This is a genomic window from Macrococcus capreoli, assembly GCF_025628935.1.
Classification (GTDB): Bacteria; Bacillota; Bacilli; order Staphylococcales; family Staphylococcaceae; genus Macrococcoides; species Macrococcoides capreoli.
This window is the reverse complement of the sequence record NZ_JAOTIS010000010.1, coordinates 68,524-83,868: the sequence shown is the minus strand read 5'-3', so window position 1 is coordinate 83,868 and position 15,345 is coordinate 68,524. Positions and strand designations below refer to the sequence as shown.

Genomic DNA, 15,345 nt, shown 5'->3' with positions numbered 1-15,345 from the left:
TTCCTCCTTATCCTTCTACTGGTTTGAATGATTCTACTTTAAATTCGCCGTTTGAATATTTTTCGATTTTATCAGCCATACCGCGACCCATTTCAAATGAATCTGATAACTCAGCTTTTAATGCTGTTTGTAAGAAATCTTCAGCTTTCCAAGGATCAACTGAATCGCCACATGTAAATACGTCTACTGATGCGTAGCCGTATTCTGGCCAAGTGTGAATTGCTAAATGTGATTCAGAAATGATAACTGCACCACTTACACCGTATGGGTTAAAAGTATGGAAACAGCTTTCTACGATTGTTGCACCAGAAACTACTGCTGCTTCGTTCATGATGCGTTCAATGGCATCATGATCTTTTAAGATTTCTTTATCACAGTTGTAATATTCGATTAATACGTGTCTACCTAATGTTGTTAATTTCATGTTTAATTATCTCCCTTATTATCAATAATAAATACTTCGTTTTTATTTTCAGCGCCGATTTTTACAATCGGCTGATCATTAATGAATGACCAGTAGTCAATGACTTTCTGAGTAATACGTTCACCGGCCATCAATATCGGAATACCCGGTGGATAAATCATTAAACTTTCTGCACAAATTTCATCAAGTGCTTCGCTTAACGGCACACTTTTCTTTTCTGCATAAAATACATCGCGTAAGCCCATCTTCTGTTCAGGAATGTCCATTTGTTTCAAAATTGGAGGTACAACTTCCTGATTCGGTTTAAAATGATTTCGGCTAATATCAATCAATGCGTCTAATAATTGATTGAGTACCGTTTCGTTATCCATAAATGAAACAATCCCCATAATGATGTTCGGTTCAGCAAGTTCCATTTGAATGTCGTATTCATTGCGTAGTAAATGATATACTTCAAAGCCTGATAAGTCTAAAGCGTGATCGATATAAATCGTAAGCTTCGTTTCATCTAATGCTTGTTTGTATTGTTGACTAAATGCATTCGGTTCAATCATATGGAAACCAGGCACTTGGTTTATGCGTGCTTTAAAGTTACGTACAAGTTCAAGGTTGTGTTCGATACGTGATTGACCATTGAGTGCTAAATGTTGTCTGGCAATATCTAAAGAAGACATTAGTAAATATGAAGCTGAAGTAGATGTCAGCATGTTTATCACACTTTTTACTTTATGGCGATCGATGAGCGTATCACGCACAAGTAATATACTTGTCTGTGTGAAAGAACCGCCTGTTTTATGCAGTGACGTTGCAGCCATATCTGCGCCAGCTTCCATAGAAGACATCGGTAGTTCGCTTGAGAATCTAAAGTGTGCACCATGTGCCTCATCGACAAGGACAGGCATATTGTGCTGATGCGCTAGAGTTGTTATTGCTTGTAACTCACTGACTGCACCAAAGTACGTTGGATTCATTAAGAATATCGCACTTGCATCAGGGTGTTGCTTTATCGCATCTTCTACACTTTTAAGACTTACATTATGTGCGATGCCAAATGTTGTATCAAACTCAGGGACTAAATAAATGGGCGTAACGTCTGCTAAAGCCATTGCATTAAGGACTGACTTATGAACGTTACGCGGCAAAATTAATTTATCTTTCGGTTTGCATACAGAGAGAATCATTGCCTGAATACCTGATGTTGTGCCATTCAGTAAGAAATGGGCATCATCAGCTAAAAATAGTTCAGCCATCAAACGTTGTGCTTCCTGAATCACACCAGTCGGATGATCAAAGTTATCAAGTCTTGGCATAGAGTTGATATCATGACGTAACGTACGATCGCCGTAATAGTTTAGCTGATATGATTTATCTAAACCACGTTTATGGCCTGGCACATCGAAGCTCGTTACTTGTTCGTGTTCATACACTTTCAAAGCATCGAACAAAGGTGTTTCAGCTTGTCGCTCGTAATTAATAGTTGTAAATGTTTTTTTTTGTTGAGTGTTTATCATAAGACACTCCTTTATAGCTTATTTTATGGAAAATATTAGTTTCACTTAACTTATTGTATGGTATTACTATTGCTTTATGAATACCAAACAAATTGTAATGTATTACTAAACTATTAGCAACAAAAAGTTTTCATTTTTACAAAATAATTTTCTACTTTTCGCAAAGTTGTATTGAATTTGTTAGAATATAGTCAATAGGAGGCGATAGTGTGAGTGAAGTAAAAGGATGGATTGGATCGTACACGAAACAAGATGGTAAAGGGATTTACAGCTTTACACTTGATACTGAGGCTAAATCGATAACAAAGGTTGAGACAGCGTTTGAAGTGCCGGCCTCAACATATATTATGCAACATGGTGATAAATTATACGGTATTAAAAAAGTAGACAACAAAGCAGGGATTCAAAGTTATCAAATTAAAGATGATGGTAGTTTAGCAGTGATTAATGATAATTTATCTTCTACCGATTCAGCTTGTCATATCTGGGTGACGCAAGATGGTAAGTATTTATTAGAAGCAGTTTACGGACCAGGTGTTGTGAGGTTATACAAACTTGATTCAGAGAGTGGAGAAATTCTGGAACTGATAGATGTGGCACAGCAAGAAGGAACTGGACCCAATAAGGAACGTCAGGATCATGCACATACGCATTATATTCAAGAAACACCAGATGGCAAATATGCAGTTGCTGTTGATTTAGGAACTGATGAAGTGATTACCTTCACGTTTGATGATGCAGGATTTAAGCGTGTTCATACATTAAAAGTTGAGCATGGCATGGGGCCAAGACATTTAGTGTTTAATGAGAACGGGAAATACGCGTATTTATTTACGGAATTAAGTAATGAAGTTGTTGTATTGAAATATGCAGATGGTATCTTTGAGATGTTAAGTAAAGTTTCGTCGATACCTGGTGATTTTAAAGAGAATTCACAAGGTGCAGCGATTCGTTTAAGTCATGATGGGAAATACTTATATGCATCTAATCGCGGTCATCAATCGATTACTGTATTTAAAGTGTTAGGTGAAGGTGAAAAGATTGAATTAGTAGAAATCGTTGGTAGTGCTGGTGACTGGCCACGTGACTTTAACATTGATCCAAGTGATACATTTTTAGTTTGTGCACACGAAGTGGATGGTGTGTTAAGTTTATTTGAAAGAGATAAAGCAACAGGCCGACTTACGCTACTAGAGAATCATCAACGTACCCCGGAAGGCGTATGTGTTCAATTTTTATAAGATGGATGAATCCTACCTCGGGTGAGGTAGGATTTTTTTGGTGAATAGGGGCAGAGGTAGTTGTGTGAGTACATGCCGAAATTGGAGGATCACCAATTTCGATAGGTCTGTAACATTTTGGGTATCATATGAAATTCTAAGACATTATCTTGCGTTGAATAGCCATAAACTTTATAATCGGGATTCACAAAAGTAGTGTAATAATTGAAGGGTAAATCAATGTGGTTTTGTATCAGTAGTTGATTAAATAATTTTGGTGTTCTTGTACGCTGTTCGTTTAATTTTTCAATAGGTGCACCATTATTAAAGTAGAAGTAATTATCTTTAAAGAAGATATCATAATGTATGTTTTTAATTTCGAATATATATATTTCGTTATTCATAATGATCAGCGTATCAATCTGGAAGTATTGTTGATTCACGATAAATTGTAAATTATTAAGAATCAATCCATGTTTAATATATTGTATAGCTAAATCATCAAAGCGCCGTTCTCCATTAATACCTTTAATCCGCACATTAATACTTTCATTATCTGTTTCAGAAAGTTTAGCTCTAATACTAACCTGTAACAAATACGATAATTCATCATCAAATTTTCTTTCCTTTATGATCATTAACAATCTCCTTTTACAATTTCAATGATAAAATAATGATAAATCGCCAATATTAAATAGGAGTTAAAAATTTGTAAAATTGGAGTGAGGAATATGAAAATCGCTATATACCAAATGGAAGTTATTCCTGGAAATCCAGATAAAAATATTGAGAAGATAAAAAAATGGATGCAGACATTAGAAAATATTGATATCGCAGTGCTTCCGGAAATGTGGAATACGTCATATACATTAGAACAACTGCAATCTATTACATCAAAAAATGGACAACGTGAAATAGCAGCTTTGCAACAGTTAGCACAGCACTTTCAAATACATATCGTTGCAGGATCGATTGCTGTAAAAGTAAAAGGCAGCATATACAATAGAGCAGTTATTATTAACAAAGACGGAGAAGTCATTCATCAATATGATAAAGTGCATTTAGTACCGATGCTGAATGAACCGGCATATTTAACGCCAAGACAGCACATTTCGATTTTTGAATTACACAATGTGAAAATGGGGATTATCATTTGTTACGATTTGAGATTTCCGGAAATTGCACGTCAGTTAACGTTAAGTGGTATAGAAGTACTCTTTGTAGTTGCGCAGTGGCCCGTTGAGCGCATACAGCAATTTGAAAAATTACTATACGCAAGAGCTATAGAGAATCAATTGTTTGTAATTGCCTGTAATACAGTCGGCCAATGTGAAAACACTGTGTTTGGTGGGCAATCAATGATCATTAATCCATTAGGGGATTCAGTGACACAAATGTTAGAAGGGGAAGGAACAATTACTGCAACGATTGATTTAAATGAAGTGCGTGAAATAAGACGGGCAATACCTTTGCTTACAACGAGAAGAGAGGATTTATATTCATGAAATACCCCGTCTGAAGTTTCAGACGGGGTTTCAATTTGTTCGCAGCTAACCGTTCATTCGATAGTCTCCTACTTAAATATCTGTTTTACATATCTAAACTTTCCTTTATACGGCGGGAACATGATGCCGGATTCAAGTTTCGTGCTTTTAGTCATATAACCTTTCTGATGGCTGAATAGTTCAAATGTGTATTTCCCGTGATAATGTCCAATTCCAGCATGTCCTACACCGCCAAATGGTAAGTACGGGTTCGCAACATGCATCACGGTATCATTGACACAACCACCACCAAATGAAACGCGATTGAACACATCTCTAATAAAGTCATGATCATCACTGAATATATATAATGCTAATGGTTTCTCATAACGCTTAATAATATTAAATATTTCTTCTTTATCGTTATACCCGATAACTGGTAATATCGGTCCGAATATTTCTTCCTGCATCGATAAATCCGTAAGATGTGCATCAATCAAAGTAGGCTCAATATGAAGCGCATCTGCATATGACTTTCCACCAATAAGCACGCGATCTTGTGCTTCGTCAATCATTGCTGTGAGGCGATTGAAATGTTGGTCATTAATAATGTGGCCGTAATCTTCACTCTCAAGCGCATTATCTCCGTAAAACTCTTTTAACGTTGATTTCATAGCTTTCACAAACTTATCTTTAATACTGTTATCAATCAATACATAGTCTGGTGCAACACATGTTTGCCCTGCATTCATATATTTCCCGAACGCAATACGCTCTGCAGCGACTTTAACATTTGCAGTCGCATCAACAATCGTTGGACTTTTCCCACCTAATTCTAATGTGACAGGTGTTAAATGCTTACTAGCTTTCTCATACACAACTTGCCCAACTTTTGAACTACCAGTAAAGAATATATAATCAAAACGTGTATCAAGCAGTTCAGCTGTAATATTTTTCTCACCTTGAATGACTTGTACGTGTTCGGATGCAAACACTTCAGAAATAATTTGTGCGATAATAATGCTCGTCTGTGGTGTATGTTCAGACGGTTTCACAACAGCACAGTTACCTGCAGCAATCGCACCGATTAATGGAGACATGACAAGCTGGAACGGATAATTGAATGGTCCGATAATTAACACTGTACCATATGGTTCGTACATTAAGTAACTCTTACCAGGGAATTGCATCATCGGCGTATTAATCGATTTCGTTTTGCTCCAGTTTTTAATTTCTTTAATATATGTTGTTAATTCTTTTAATACGATTCCGACTTCAGTTGCGTAAGCTTCTACTTTCCCTTTTCCTAAATCGCTATTTAACGCATCAAGAATATCTGTCTCATGTGCTTTTATTGCTTTTTTTAATGCTTTTAATTTTTTTCGTCGGAACTTGATTTGTTTCGTTTCATGTGTATCGAAGTAATCGCGCATTGCATTGATTTGTTGTTGAATATTCATGAAAAAATCCTCCATTAAGAATTGTTAAAGTGTATACTATTAAATAAATTAATTTATATTTGAGGTGGAACGTATGAAATTTGGTATTATCGGAACGAACTGGATCACTGATCGATTCATTGAAGCAGGTCGTACAGTAAATGAATTTGAATTACATAGTGTGTATTCTCGTACGATTGAACGCGCTCAAAGCTTTGCAGCACAACACGAGATTCCTAATTATACAGATGATCTCGATACGTTCTTAAGCGATGAAGCTGTTGATATTATTTATATTGCTACACCAAATATATTACATCATCAACAGGCAATACAAGCAATGAACCACGGAAAGCATGTATTATGTGAAAAGCCAATTGCAACAAGTGAGAAAAACTTTAACTTAATGTATCAGGCGATGCAAAATAATAACGTTTTCTTTATGGAAGCGATGAAAAGTATTTATTCACCATCGTTTAAGAAGTTGCATGAATGGATTCACGATATTGGTACGATTCGTCGTGTTAATTTTCATTATAATCAATATTCATCTCGTTATGATAAATATAAAGAGGGAATCGTTGAAAATGCCTTTAAACCAGAGTTAGGTAATGGCGCTTTAATGGATTTAGGTGTATATACCATTAGTCCGCTAGTGAATTTATTCGGAATGCCAAAGACCGTTCAGGCGACAGGTAAACTATTATCGACGGGTGCGGATGGTCAAGGCACGATTATTTGTAATCATCATTATATGACGTCTGTATTAAGTTATTCGAAAATAATTGATAGTCACTTACCTTCAGAAATTATTGGAGAAGAAGGGATTATTTTAATTGATAAAATATCAGCGCCGAATAAAGTACAGAAGTTGAATCGACAAGGTGATGTGATAGATGAATTGGTGAGTGACAAATTACCGATGTCGTATGAAATTGCACATTTTATTGAAGCGATTAAAAACAATGACGAACAAGCATTAAATTTAAAAACGAGCCACGAAACAATGAAAGTAATGGATGAAGTGAAACAACAAATTGGGATTTTAATCAAATAAGTTATTGATTATTCAGAAAATTTAAATTATAATAAAGCCATACCATTTTTTCATTCTTTCAAATAAAAGTAAACGAGGCACATCAATCTGATGTGCCTCGTTTACTTTTATTTAATTAATGTTTTTAAATCTTCATCACGTTCCATTACGACACGTGCATATGAACATAACGGAATGATTTTCAAATTATTTGCTTTAGCATAATCCGTTACTTTAAGTACGAGGGCTTTTGCAACACCTTGTCCACGAAGTTTCGGATTAGTAAATGTGTGATCGATTGCAATGGTGTCTTGTCCTGCTGGCTGGAATGTGATTTCTGCATCAGGATGTGTTGCATCACCGATGTAAAATTTATTGTTGCCTTGAATAATTTCCATTACTATCACCTCTAATAACAGCCTCTCCTACGATAACGCCTCAGTCAACTGCGGTACGACTTGTTTCTTACGTGATACAACACCTTCAAGTAATGCTGTATTGTTATTTAACGTTACGTTGAATGCTTTCTCAACTGCAGCTTGTTGCGCACCTAACGCTAATACTTTTGAGTTAGAGTTTAAGATATCTGTAACAACTAATACAAATAATGCATAGCCTTCTTGCGCTGTTTCAGCATTGATTGCATTTTCTAATTCTTCCTGACGGCTCAACACTTCATCGATATCAACTGTGTTAACTTGAGCAACACGTACTTCATGTTCACCCATAGAGAATGATTTCGCATCAATATTTAATAATTCTTCAGGTGTTTTATCAGATGTTTTCGCACCTGCTTTTAACATTTCTAAGCCGTATGTTTGTAAATCAATGTTTGCAATGGCAGCTAATTCTTCAGCCGCTTTAACGTCTTCTTCAGTACATGTTGGAGATTTGAATAATAATGAATCTGAAATAATCGCTGATACCATCAGTCCTGCAATTTCAGGTTTAATTTCAACACCGTGTTCTTTATACATTTTATTTAAGATTGTTGCTGTACATCCAACCGGTTCAGCACGGTAGTATAATGGTCCGGCAGTTTCAAAGTTAGCAATACGGTGGTGGTCAACAACCATTAAGATATTTGCATCTTCAATGCCATCAGCTGATTGCTGGAATTCGTTATGATCGACTAAGATAACCTCTTCACCGTGTAAACGCTCAAGCACACGTGGTGCATTCACATTGAAATGCTTTAAAGCATATTCTGTTTCACCGTTTAAATCACCTAAACGTACCGCTTCGATATCCTTACCTAATGCTTTTTGTAAATCTTCCATTACTAAAGCAGATGTTACTGTATCTGTATCTGGGTTTTTGTGTCCGAAAGTTAATATTTTCATAATAGTCTCCTTTGATTGTAATTACTCTTTATTTTATCATGATTAATCAATCTCTTCTACAGTCTTGCAGTGCAATTACATTGTATTGATTGCTATTGTGTATGAATTAATGAAAACATGGGTATAATATGTATTACATATTAATGATTTGAAGGTGTTAGTTGATGAAGAAGATTAATGTTAAAGATTTCGGTGCAAAAGGGTGTAACGTCATATTCGATACGATTGGGATACAACGTGCACTCAATCAAGCAAAGAAAGAACCGGTAGAAGTTTATATTCCTGAAGGGACGTATTATATCGGTTATGAACTTGTCATCTATGCACATACGTATTTGCATTTACATCCCGATGCAGTGCTACGCCGAATGAGCCCGTTTGCCATGCTCAAAAACGGTAAAAAGCGTGAAGGGTATAAAGGCTATGACGGTAATGGCTTTATTACGATTGAAGGTGGCACGTTTGATCAATATGGTCACGTGCTTAATTATAATAATAGTATTATGTCGCTCGGTCATGCCCGAGAGATAGCTATAAAAGATGTTACATTTAAAAATGTCGTTCAAGGTCATGCGATTGATGCATGTGGTATTGATGGTTTTAAAGTGACAGGATGCAAGTTCTTAGGGTTCAGAGATGATACAGGCGAACGATCATTTAGCGAAGCAATACAATTAGACTTACAACTGAAAGATTCTTTTCCGAAGTTCGGTGAGTATGATGGTACAGTTACAAAGAACGTGATTATTTCGGATTGTTATTTCGGTAATTCTGAAGAGCCTTTAATGAAACCGTGGAATCGTGCAATCGGTAGTCATGCCAGCACATATGAGATTTATTATGAGAACATTACTATTAAAAATAATACATTCAATCAAATGGGCGATTATGCGTTAACGTTCTTAAAGTCCAAAGTTCTTCACGTTCATGATAATACGTTCAACGATTGTAATGGTGGTATTCGTTATTTAGCAACGAAAAAAGGCAAATACTCATTAGATTTAAACGGTAATGATCATGGTGCACAAGCAGGTGAAATGACGGTCATTCGAAATAACCATTTCCATTCTATCAACGATAAATATGCAATTCTCTTCCAAAGTTATGAAGGAGAGAAAAACAAAGATATTTACATTATCGATAATACGTTTAGCGAAGATAATGCTTGTACGATAAAAATTGGTAAAGCGAAAAATGTCGTTTGTATGCAAAATAAAAACTTGAAGAAAATTAAAAAAGTAGAAGTCGATGAGTTCTATACAGAAGAAATGGCTAGAGATGAAAGTAATAAAGAATTGTAAAAAAGCAACGTGTCCTTTAATGAATCGGACACGCTGCTTTTTTCTTTTTATAATAGAAGTTCGGTTCATTGTACGTATTGTCGTATCCTTTGTGCCAGTTATGTACAAGTGAAGGTGATATCGGTGGAATCAGCCACGTCCAGTCACCGGTCACTTGACGGTGATTGGCTGCTTCATTGTTTTCAAACTTTAAGAACTGCTTACTTGCATTGTAATGGTCAACAATTGAGTAGCCTTGCTGTTTAAACGAATGATAGACAGCGTAATTCAATTCCACAACAACTTTATCTCGCCAGTAACTCGTCGTGCGTGTTGTGTCTAAATCCATGCTTTCTCCTATCGGTAAAAGCAAATTATAACGATATTCATCAAGAAAATTTCTGCTGGCAATTTCACTTTCCATATACCAGCCGTTAAATGGACATAATGGATACGTTATGCCACCGATTTTCAGATCCATGCCAGAAATAATTGGTACGGCATACCATTTTAAATGGAGTGCGTTAAACTTCGGATAGTCCGGGTGCTGAATATTCACTTCCTGAATGAAATCTGAACGAAGATCATACGTCTTATACACACCGTTAAAGCGATATAACAATGGTAAGAAACGACCGAATTGATGATAACCTGTATGTTCAATCAACTGCTTCGTATCGCTAACAATTGGATCGTCAGCATAACGAATGAGTTGGTCATTCAATAGTTCGAATTGAATCTTACTCGCATCCGCGAATATCGTAATGGTCGGTATAATCTTTCCGTCATTCGTCGCACTTTGAATATGCTGTTCGAACGCCTGTAAATAATCGCGTTCATCTGTAACGTGTCGCATATCGACAACTTTTAATTTATCCCAGAATAAACGACCGATACATCGATTGCTATTACGCCAGGCAAGCCGTGCCCCATACGTTAATTCTTCTGACGTATGTGTATACGTTCCAGTTACATCGATTTCACTTTGAATTGCAAGTAATCTTGCATCCGTCGTTTGAGGTGCAATGTTTAACTCTCGATGCATTTGTATAATAAATGCTTTAGCTTTCTCATACATTATTTGTTTCACCTCTTTATCTCTCTATTATGCTTTAAAGCTAAATAAGAAACTGTTTGCGTTTCTTATAATCGTAATACGTCGCACAGCTAATCGCTAGTAGTATAAAAGCAATATAACTGAAAAATTGTGTGTGGTTTGATATTTGAATTACGAATCCACCGATGATTGGGCCAAGAATACTGCCGACGCTAAAGATTAAACCGCACATTAAATTTCCCGCCGGTAAGAGTTGTTTCGGTGTAATTTCGGTCATAAATGTAACGCCTAATGAGTACAATGATCCGACGAAAATACCAGTAATAAAGAATAACGCGATAAGTACATATCCAGATTGACTGAAGATTTGACATAGCATGAACATTATCGCACCAATAAATGTGACCATTACAAGCAATACATTGCGATTCATGTTGTCTGAAATCATGCCGAGCGGTACTTGGAATAAGATCGCACCTAAACTAAATGCCGGCAAAATAATAATAATTAAATCCACCGGAATGTGCTGCTTCATTGCAAATACCGGGAAGTTACTGTTCAGACAAGCTTCCAATACACCGTACATCATTGGAAATAAGAATGCCACCCAGCTTGTCTTCATCACTTTGCCGAAATTAATCGTCGTTGAACGAAACGATATATTATTTGCGTTATCTTCGGGGAATTCATTCTTTAACATAAAGACCAATCCGCTAGCAAACAAAGTGAATACTGCGCTTAATATGAATGGTAAACTTTCATGAATGTCATGAAGTTTCGCTAACATCGGGCCTGCCATAAATCCAAGTGAAAAGCTTAATCCGTATAGCGAAATAATACGTCCCAGCTTATGCTTCGGCGTTGTTTCTGTTAACCATGATTGCGTAGCGAAGTGCAGCATATTATCTCCAACACCGACAAGCAAACGCAGAATAAACCAGAATGTCATTTCTTTATATACTGGAAATAAAGCCATTGAGATGACAATTAATATGGCACCGAGGACGACTAAATTCTTATAGCCAACTTTCCTAAGTAATCCTTCCAGAAATAAAGATGCTATAAAGACGCCGATATAAAGTGACGATGCATGCAACCCATTAATGAAACTCGGCACATTATCGCGCTCAAATATGATAGCGATGAGGGGTAATAACATCCCTTGCGTTAATCCTGAAATCGACACGATAATTGTTAAAATCAAAAAGTTCTTCTTAAACATGGTATGCCTCCTTATTTCTGATTGTAACAGAATTTATTAACGATGCCTAAACGTAATCGTTATGTTACTATGGATTTAATATCATAATAGATCATGAGAGACTCATCAAAGTGTAAGGGAGATAGTATAATGTACAAATATGATGACGATAGTTTAATGCTGCATACAGATTTATATCAGATTAATATGGGAGAGACGTATTGGAATGATGGTATTCACGAACAAACAGCAGTGTTTGACGTATATTTTAGAAATATGCCGTTTGAAGGTGGATATGCAGTGTTTGCTGGACTGGAGCGTGTAATTGAATATGTTAAACGGTTTACTTTCTCAGCGACAGACTTAGAATATTTGAAGACATTAGGTTATAAAGATGACTACTTATCATATTTAAAGGACTTAAAGTTTACTGGTAATATTCGTTCGATGCAGGAAGGGGAAATATGTTTTAACAATGAACCGCTGCTGAGAATTGAAGCGCCATTAATTCAGGCACAGTTGTTAGAAACTGCAATACTTAATATCGTGAATTTCCAGGTATTAATCGCGACGAAAGCGAGCCGTATTAAACAAGTCGTGAAAGATGAAATTGTTATGGAATTTGGCACACGACGCGCACAGGAAATGGATGCGGCGATTTGGGGAACGAGGGCAGCATACATTGCAGGGTTTGATTCAACAAGTAATGTACGTGCCGGGAAATTATTTGGCATCCCTGTGTCTGGCACACATGCCCATGCGATGGTACAAGCGTATGATGATGAATACATCGCCTTTAAAAAATATGCAGAACGCCATAAGAACTGCGTCTTCTTAGTCGATACTTTCCATACGTTAAAGTCAGGTGTACCCAATGCGATTCGCGTTGCAAAAGAACTAGGTGATAAGATTAACTTTGTCGGCATAAGACTGGATTCAGGTGATTTAGCGTATTTATCTAAAGAAGCACGTCGTATGCTGGATGAAGCGGGATTCCCGGACGCTAAAATATTTGCTTCAAACGATCTGGACGAAGAAACGATTACGAACTTAAAGCTACAAGGTGCTAAAATTTCTGCGTGGGGTATCGGTACGAAGTTAATTACTGCCTTTGATCAGCCGGCGCTAGGTGCAGTATATAAACTTGTTGCTATTGAGAACAAAGCAGGTCAGCTTGAAGATCGTATAAAGATTTCAAATAATGCTGAAAAAGTGACAACGCCGGGTAAGAAGAAAGTATATCGCATTATTAACAATCAAACGCAGAAATCTGAAGGGGATTATATAACACTTGATTTCGAAAATCCATCAAAAGAGAAGCCGTTAAAGATGTTCCACCCGATACACACATATAAGCAAAAATGGATTAATGACTTTACAGCGAAAGATTTACATGCAGATATTTTTATTAATGGTGAACTTGTTTATGATGTGCCAACTTTAGAGCAGTCACGTAACTACTTAAAAGACAATTTAGCGTTATTATGGGAAGAAACGACACGTTATTTAAATCCGGAAGAATATCCAGTGGATTTAAGTACGTTATGCTGGGAACATAAAAACACTGAAATTTATGAAGTATCTAGAAAAGTGAAAGAAGTGAAATAAATGACGTTACAACAACAAATTATTAAAGATTTATATGTTCAGCCTGAAATTGATCCCGTTCAAACTTCACGTGAAATCATTAATTTTATTAAACAGTATGCCGAAGCAAATTCATTCATCAAATCATTTGTATTAGGTATATCTGGAGGTCAAGATTCAACTTTATGTGGTAAGTTGTGTCAAATTGCTGCGACAGAACTTCGAAATGAAGGAAAGGATATCCAGTTTATCGCCGTCCGTTTACCATACGGCGTACAAAAAGACGAACAAGATTGTCAGGACGCACTTGATTTTATTCAACCTGATAAGACGTATACGATTAATATAAAGTCTGCTGTAGAAGCAAGTGTTGCAACACTTGCAGCACAAGGCGTTACGTTAACGGACTTTCAAAAAGGAAATGAAAAAGCAAGAGAACGTATGAAAGCACAATATTCGATTGCAGCACATCATAATGGCATTGTAATTGGTACAGACCACGCAGCTGAAAGTATTACGGGTTTCTATACGAAATTTGGAGATGGTGGTGCAGATATCTTCCCGCTTGCCGGCCTGAATAAACGACAAGGGAAGGCGATATTGCAACATTTGAATGCACCTGAACATTTATATATGAAGACGCCGACCGCTGATTTAGAAGAGAACAAACCACAATTACCGGATGAAGTGGCATTGGGTGTCACATATGATCAAATTGATGATTATCTTGAAGGTAAACAAATTGAGGAAGCAGCAGCACAAAAGATTGAACAACATTATTTAAGAACGCAACACAAACGTATGTTGCCGATTACGAGATTTTCTTTCCATGAAATCATTCAATAAAAATGGTATAGTGTGTTTGAAACGAAGCCAGGAGGATTGAAATGGATATATTAAGTAATCACTGGGTTGTTGTCGCATTAATATTTGTGATTAATATCGTTTATGTGACTTTTTTAACGATGCGTATGATCTTAACGTTAAAAGGTTACAGATATTTAGCGGCAGCAGTTTCAGTCGTAGAAGTTATTATTTATGTCGTAGGATTAGGACTGGTAATGAACAGTCTGGATAAGATTGAGAATATTATAGCGTACGCACTTGGATTTGGTGCAGGTATTATCGTTGGGATGAAGATAGAAGAGATGATAGCGCTTGGTTATATCGTTGTCAATGTGACAACCGCTGAATATGACAAGGAAATTCCGAGAACATTACGTGATTTAGGTTATGGTGTTACGCATTATGCAGCACAAGGTCGTGACGGAGAACGTTTAGTGATGCAAATTCTTACACCACGTAAATATGAACTCAAGCTCATGGATACAGTAAAGAACCTCGATCCTAAGGCATTTATTATTGCTTATGAGCCGAAGAATATTCACGGTGGATTCTGGGTTAAAGGTGTTAAAAGTACTAGGTTAAAGGCGTATGATACAGATGAAATTTGAAGTGAAAGATAACGAGACGATATCAGAATGTTTAGCACGCATGAAAGCAGCAGGCTATACGCCGGTCAAAAGATTTCAAAAGCCTATTTTCAAAGAAAACGAAAAAGGTGATATTGAAATATATAAAGAGCAAATAATATTTACCGGCAAAAAGATAACGGAATAATATTGATGGTATTACTTTAACAGCATCAATAGAAAATAGATCAGTAATCAGTTATTGCTGGTCTATTTTTATGGGTAAAAATGAATAAAGCATGTTAAAATAAAGATGTTGATGCTTTTAATGAGTTTATTTACGAACTTTTT

The 15,345-nt window shown here is 36.3% G+C and carries 16 protein-coding genes; 8 read left to right on the top strand and 8 right to left on the bottom strand.

Features of this window, described 5'->3' with window-relative positions; all coding sequences use genetic code 11:
* Positions 1-7: 7 nt before the first annotated feature.
* Both speD and OCL94_RS08825 read right to left on the bottom strand, forming a co-directional pair.
* Entirely contained in the window at positions 8-424 is a 417-nt protein-coding gene (speD, locus tag OCL94_RS08830) for an adenosylmethionine decarboxylase (RefSeq protein ID WP_262996557.1), read from the bottom strand.
* A 2-nt stretch (positions 425-426) separates the two neighbouring features.
* A complete protein-coding gene (locus OCL94_RS08825) occupies positions 427-1,935 on the bottom strand; it encodes an aminotransferase class I/II-fold pyridoxal phosphate-dependent enzyme (RefSeq protein ID WP_262996556.1) in 1,509 nt (502 codons plus the stop codon).
* Positions 1,936-2,144: 209 nt separating this feature from the next.
* On the opposite strand from OCL94_RS08825, the gene OCL94_RS08820 reads away from it, so the two are divergent.
* Positions 2,145-3,176 carry a lactonase family protein gene (locus tag OCL94_RS08820; protein ID WP_262996555.1) on the top strand — a complete coding sequence of 344 codons (1,032 nt, stop codon included), beginning with the start codon at positions 2,145-2,147 and terminating at the stop codon, positions 3,174-3,176.
* Between the two features lie 89 nt (positions 3,177-3,265).
* On the opposite strand, the gene OCL94_RS08815 is transcribed toward OCL94_RS08820, so the two are convergent.
* Positions 3,266-3,793 carry a nuclease-related domain-containing protein gene (locus OCL94_RS08815; protein ID WP_262996554.1) on the bottom strand — a complete coding sequence of 176 codons (528 nt, stop codon included), beginning with the start codon at positions 3,791-3,793 and terminating at the stop codon, positions 3,266-3,268.
* A gap of 93 nt (positions 3,794-3,886) precedes the next feature.
* On the opposite strand from OCL94_RS08815, the gene OCL94_RS08810 reads away from it, so the two are divergent.
* On the top strand, positions 3,887-4,660 hold the full coding sequence (locus tag OCL94_RS08810; RefSeq protein WP_262996553.1) for a carbon-nitrogen family hydrolase: 774 nt from the start codon (positions 3,887-3,889) through the stop codon (positions 4,658-4,660).
* 68 nt (positions 4,661-4,728) lie between these two features.
* Here the strand turns inward: OCL94_RS08810 and OCL94_RS08805 are convergent, their stop codons facing one another.
* Positions 4,729-6,099, bottom strand: a complete 1,371-nt coding sequence (locus tag OCL94_RS08805; protein ID WP_262996552.1) for an aldehyde dehydrogenase — start codon at positions 6,097-6,099, stop codon at positions 4,729-4,731.
* A 73-nt stretch (positions 6,100-6,172) separates the two neighbouring features.
* On the opposite strand from OCL94_RS08805, the gene OCL94_RS08800 reads away from it, so the two are divergent.
* Complete coding sequence (locus OCL94_RS08800; protein WP_262996551.1) at positions 6,173-7,135, top strand: Gfo/Idh/MocA family protein; 963 nt, start codon at positions 6,173-6,175, stop codon at positions 7,133-7,135.
* Between the two features lie 107 nt (positions 7,136-7,242).
* On the opposite strand, the gene OCL94_RS08795 is transcribed toward OCL94_RS08800, so the two are convergent.
* Positions 7,243-7,512, bottom strand: coding sequence for a GNAT family N-acetyltransferase (locus OCL94_RS08795; RefSeq protein ID WP_262996550.1), 270 nt, complete (start codon positions 7,510-7,512; stop codon positions 7,243-7,245).
* 27 nt (positions 7,513-7,539) lie between these two features.
* Positions 7,540-8,460, bottom strand: a complete 921-nt coding sequence (locus tag OCL94_RS08790) for a manganese-dependent inorganic pyrophosphatase (RefSeq protein WP_262996594.1) — start codon at positions 8,458-8,460, stop codon at positions 7,540-7,542.
* Positions 8,461-8,621: 161 nt separating this feature from the next.
* Between OCL94_RS08790 and OCL94_RS08785 the strand changes: the two genes are divergently transcribed.
* Complete coding sequence (locus OCL94_RS08785) at positions 8,622-9,758, top strand: glycoside hydrolase family 55 protein (protein WP_262996549.1); 1,137 nt, start codon at positions 8,622-8,624, stop codon at positions 9,756-9,758.
* A gap of 16 nt (positions 9,759-9,774) precedes the next feature.
* Here OCL94_RS08785 and OCL94_RS08780 read toward each other — a convergent pair whose 3' ends face one another.
* Together OCL94_RS08780 and OCL94_RS08775 are read right to left on the bottom strand one after the other, a co-directional pair.
* A complete protein-coding gene (locus OCL94_RS08780; protein ID WP_262996593.1) occupies positions 9,775-10,818 on the bottom strand; it encodes a nitric oxide synthase oxygenase in 1,044 nt (347 codons plus the stop codon).
* Positions 10,819-10,855: 37 nt separating this feature from the next.
* Positions 10,856-12,016, bottom strand: a complete 1,161-nt coding sequence (locus tag OCL94_RS08775; RefSeq protein WP_262996548.1) for an MFS transporter — start codon at positions 12,014-12,016, stop codon at positions 10,856-10,858.
* 129 nt (positions 12,017-12,145) lie between these two features.
* Here OCL94_RS08775 and OCL94_RS08770 point away from each other — a divergent pair, with 129 nt between their 5' ends.
* The 4 genes from OCL94_RS08770 to OCL94_RS08755 are packed head-to-tail and all read left to right on the top strand — an operon-like array spanning position 12,146 to position 15,202.
* The gene (locus OCL94_RS08770; RefSeq protein ID WP_262996547.1) at positions 12,146-13,603 is read left to right on the top strand and encodes a nicotinate phosphoribosyltransferase; all 1,458 of its coding nucleotides are present in this window, start codon (positions 12,146-12,148) and stop codon (positions 13,601-13,603) included.
* The gene (nadE, locus tag OCL94_RS08765) at positions 13,604-14,428 is read left to right on the top strand and encodes an ammonia-dependent NAD(+) synthetase (RefSeq protein WP_262996546.1); all 825 of its coding nucleotides are present in this window, start codon (positions 13,604-13,606) and stop codon (positions 14,426-14,428) included.
* Between the two features lie 41 nt (positions 14,429-14,469).
* The gene (locus OCL94_RS08760; protein ID WP_262996545.1) at positions 14,470-15,036 is read left to right on the top strand and encodes a DUF2179 domain-containing protein; all 567 of its coding nucleotides are present in this window, start codon (positions 14,470-14,472) and stop codon (positions 15,034-15,036) included.
* The gene (locus OCL94_RS08755) at positions 15,026-15,202 is read left to right on the top strand and encodes an NETI motif-containing protein (RefSeq protein WP_262996544.1); all 177 of its coding nucleotides are present in this window, start codon (positions 15,026-15,028) and stop codon (positions 15,200-15,202) included. Before OCL94_RS08760 ends, OCL94_RS08755 begins: the two co-directional genes overlap by 11 nt.
* The last annotated feature ends 143 nt before the right edge of the window (positions 15,203-15,345 follow it).

Excerpts from the sequence above, each read along its gene's own strand:
- OCL94_RS08775 (WP_262996548.1), bottom strand. The coding sequence starts at position 12,016 with ATGTTTAAGAAGAACTTTTTGATTTTAACAATTATCGTGTCGATTTCA.
- OCL94_RS08815 (WP_262996554.1), bottom strand. The coding sequence starts at position 3,793 with ATGATCATAAAGGAAAGAAAATTTGATGATGAATTATCGTATTTGTTA.
- OCL94_RS08795 (WP_262996550.1), bottom strand. The coding sequence starts at position 7,512 with ATGGAAATTATTCAAGGCAACAATAAATTTTACATCGGTGATGCAACA.
- nadE (WP_262996546.1), top strand. The coding sequence starts at position 13,604 with ATGACGTTACAACAACAAATTATTAAAGATTTATATGTTCAGCCTGAA.
- OCL94_RS08825 (WP_262996556.1), bottom strand. The coding sequence starts at position 1,935 with ATGATAAACACTCAACAAAAAAAAACATTTACAACTATTAATTACGAG.
- OCL94_RS08785 (WP_262996549.1), top strand. The coding sequence starts at position 8,622 with ATGAAGAAGATTAATGTTAAAGATTTCGGTGCAAAAGGGTGTAACGTC.
- speD (WP_262996557.1), bottom strand. The coding sequence starts at position 424 with ATGAAATTAACAACATTAGGTAGACACGTATTAATCGAATATTACAAC.
- OCL94_RS08800 (WP_262996551.1), top strand. The coding sequence starts at position 6,173 with ATGAAATTTGGTATTATCGGAACGAACTGGATCACTGATCGATTCATT.
- OCL94_RS08760 (WP_262996545.1), top strand. The coding sequence starts at position 14,470 with ATGGATATATTAAGTAATCACTGGGTTGTTGTCGCATTAATATTTGTG.
- OCL94_RS08770 (WP_262996547.1), top strand. The coding sequence starts at position 12,146 with ATGTACAAATATGATGACGATAGTTTAATGCTGCATACAGATTTATAT.
- OCL94_RS08810 (WP_262996553.1), top strand. The coding sequence starts at position 3,887 with ATGAAAATCGCTATATACCAAATGGAAGTTATTCCTGGAAATCCAGAT.
- OCL94_RS08755 (WP_262996544.1), top strand. The coding sequence starts at position 15,026 with ATGAAATTTGAAGTGAAAGATAACGAGACGATATCAGAATGTTTAGCA.
- OCL94_RS08805 (WP_262996552.1), bottom strand. The coding sequence starts at position 6,099 with ATGAATATTCAACAACAAATCAATGCAATGCGCGATTACTTCGATACA.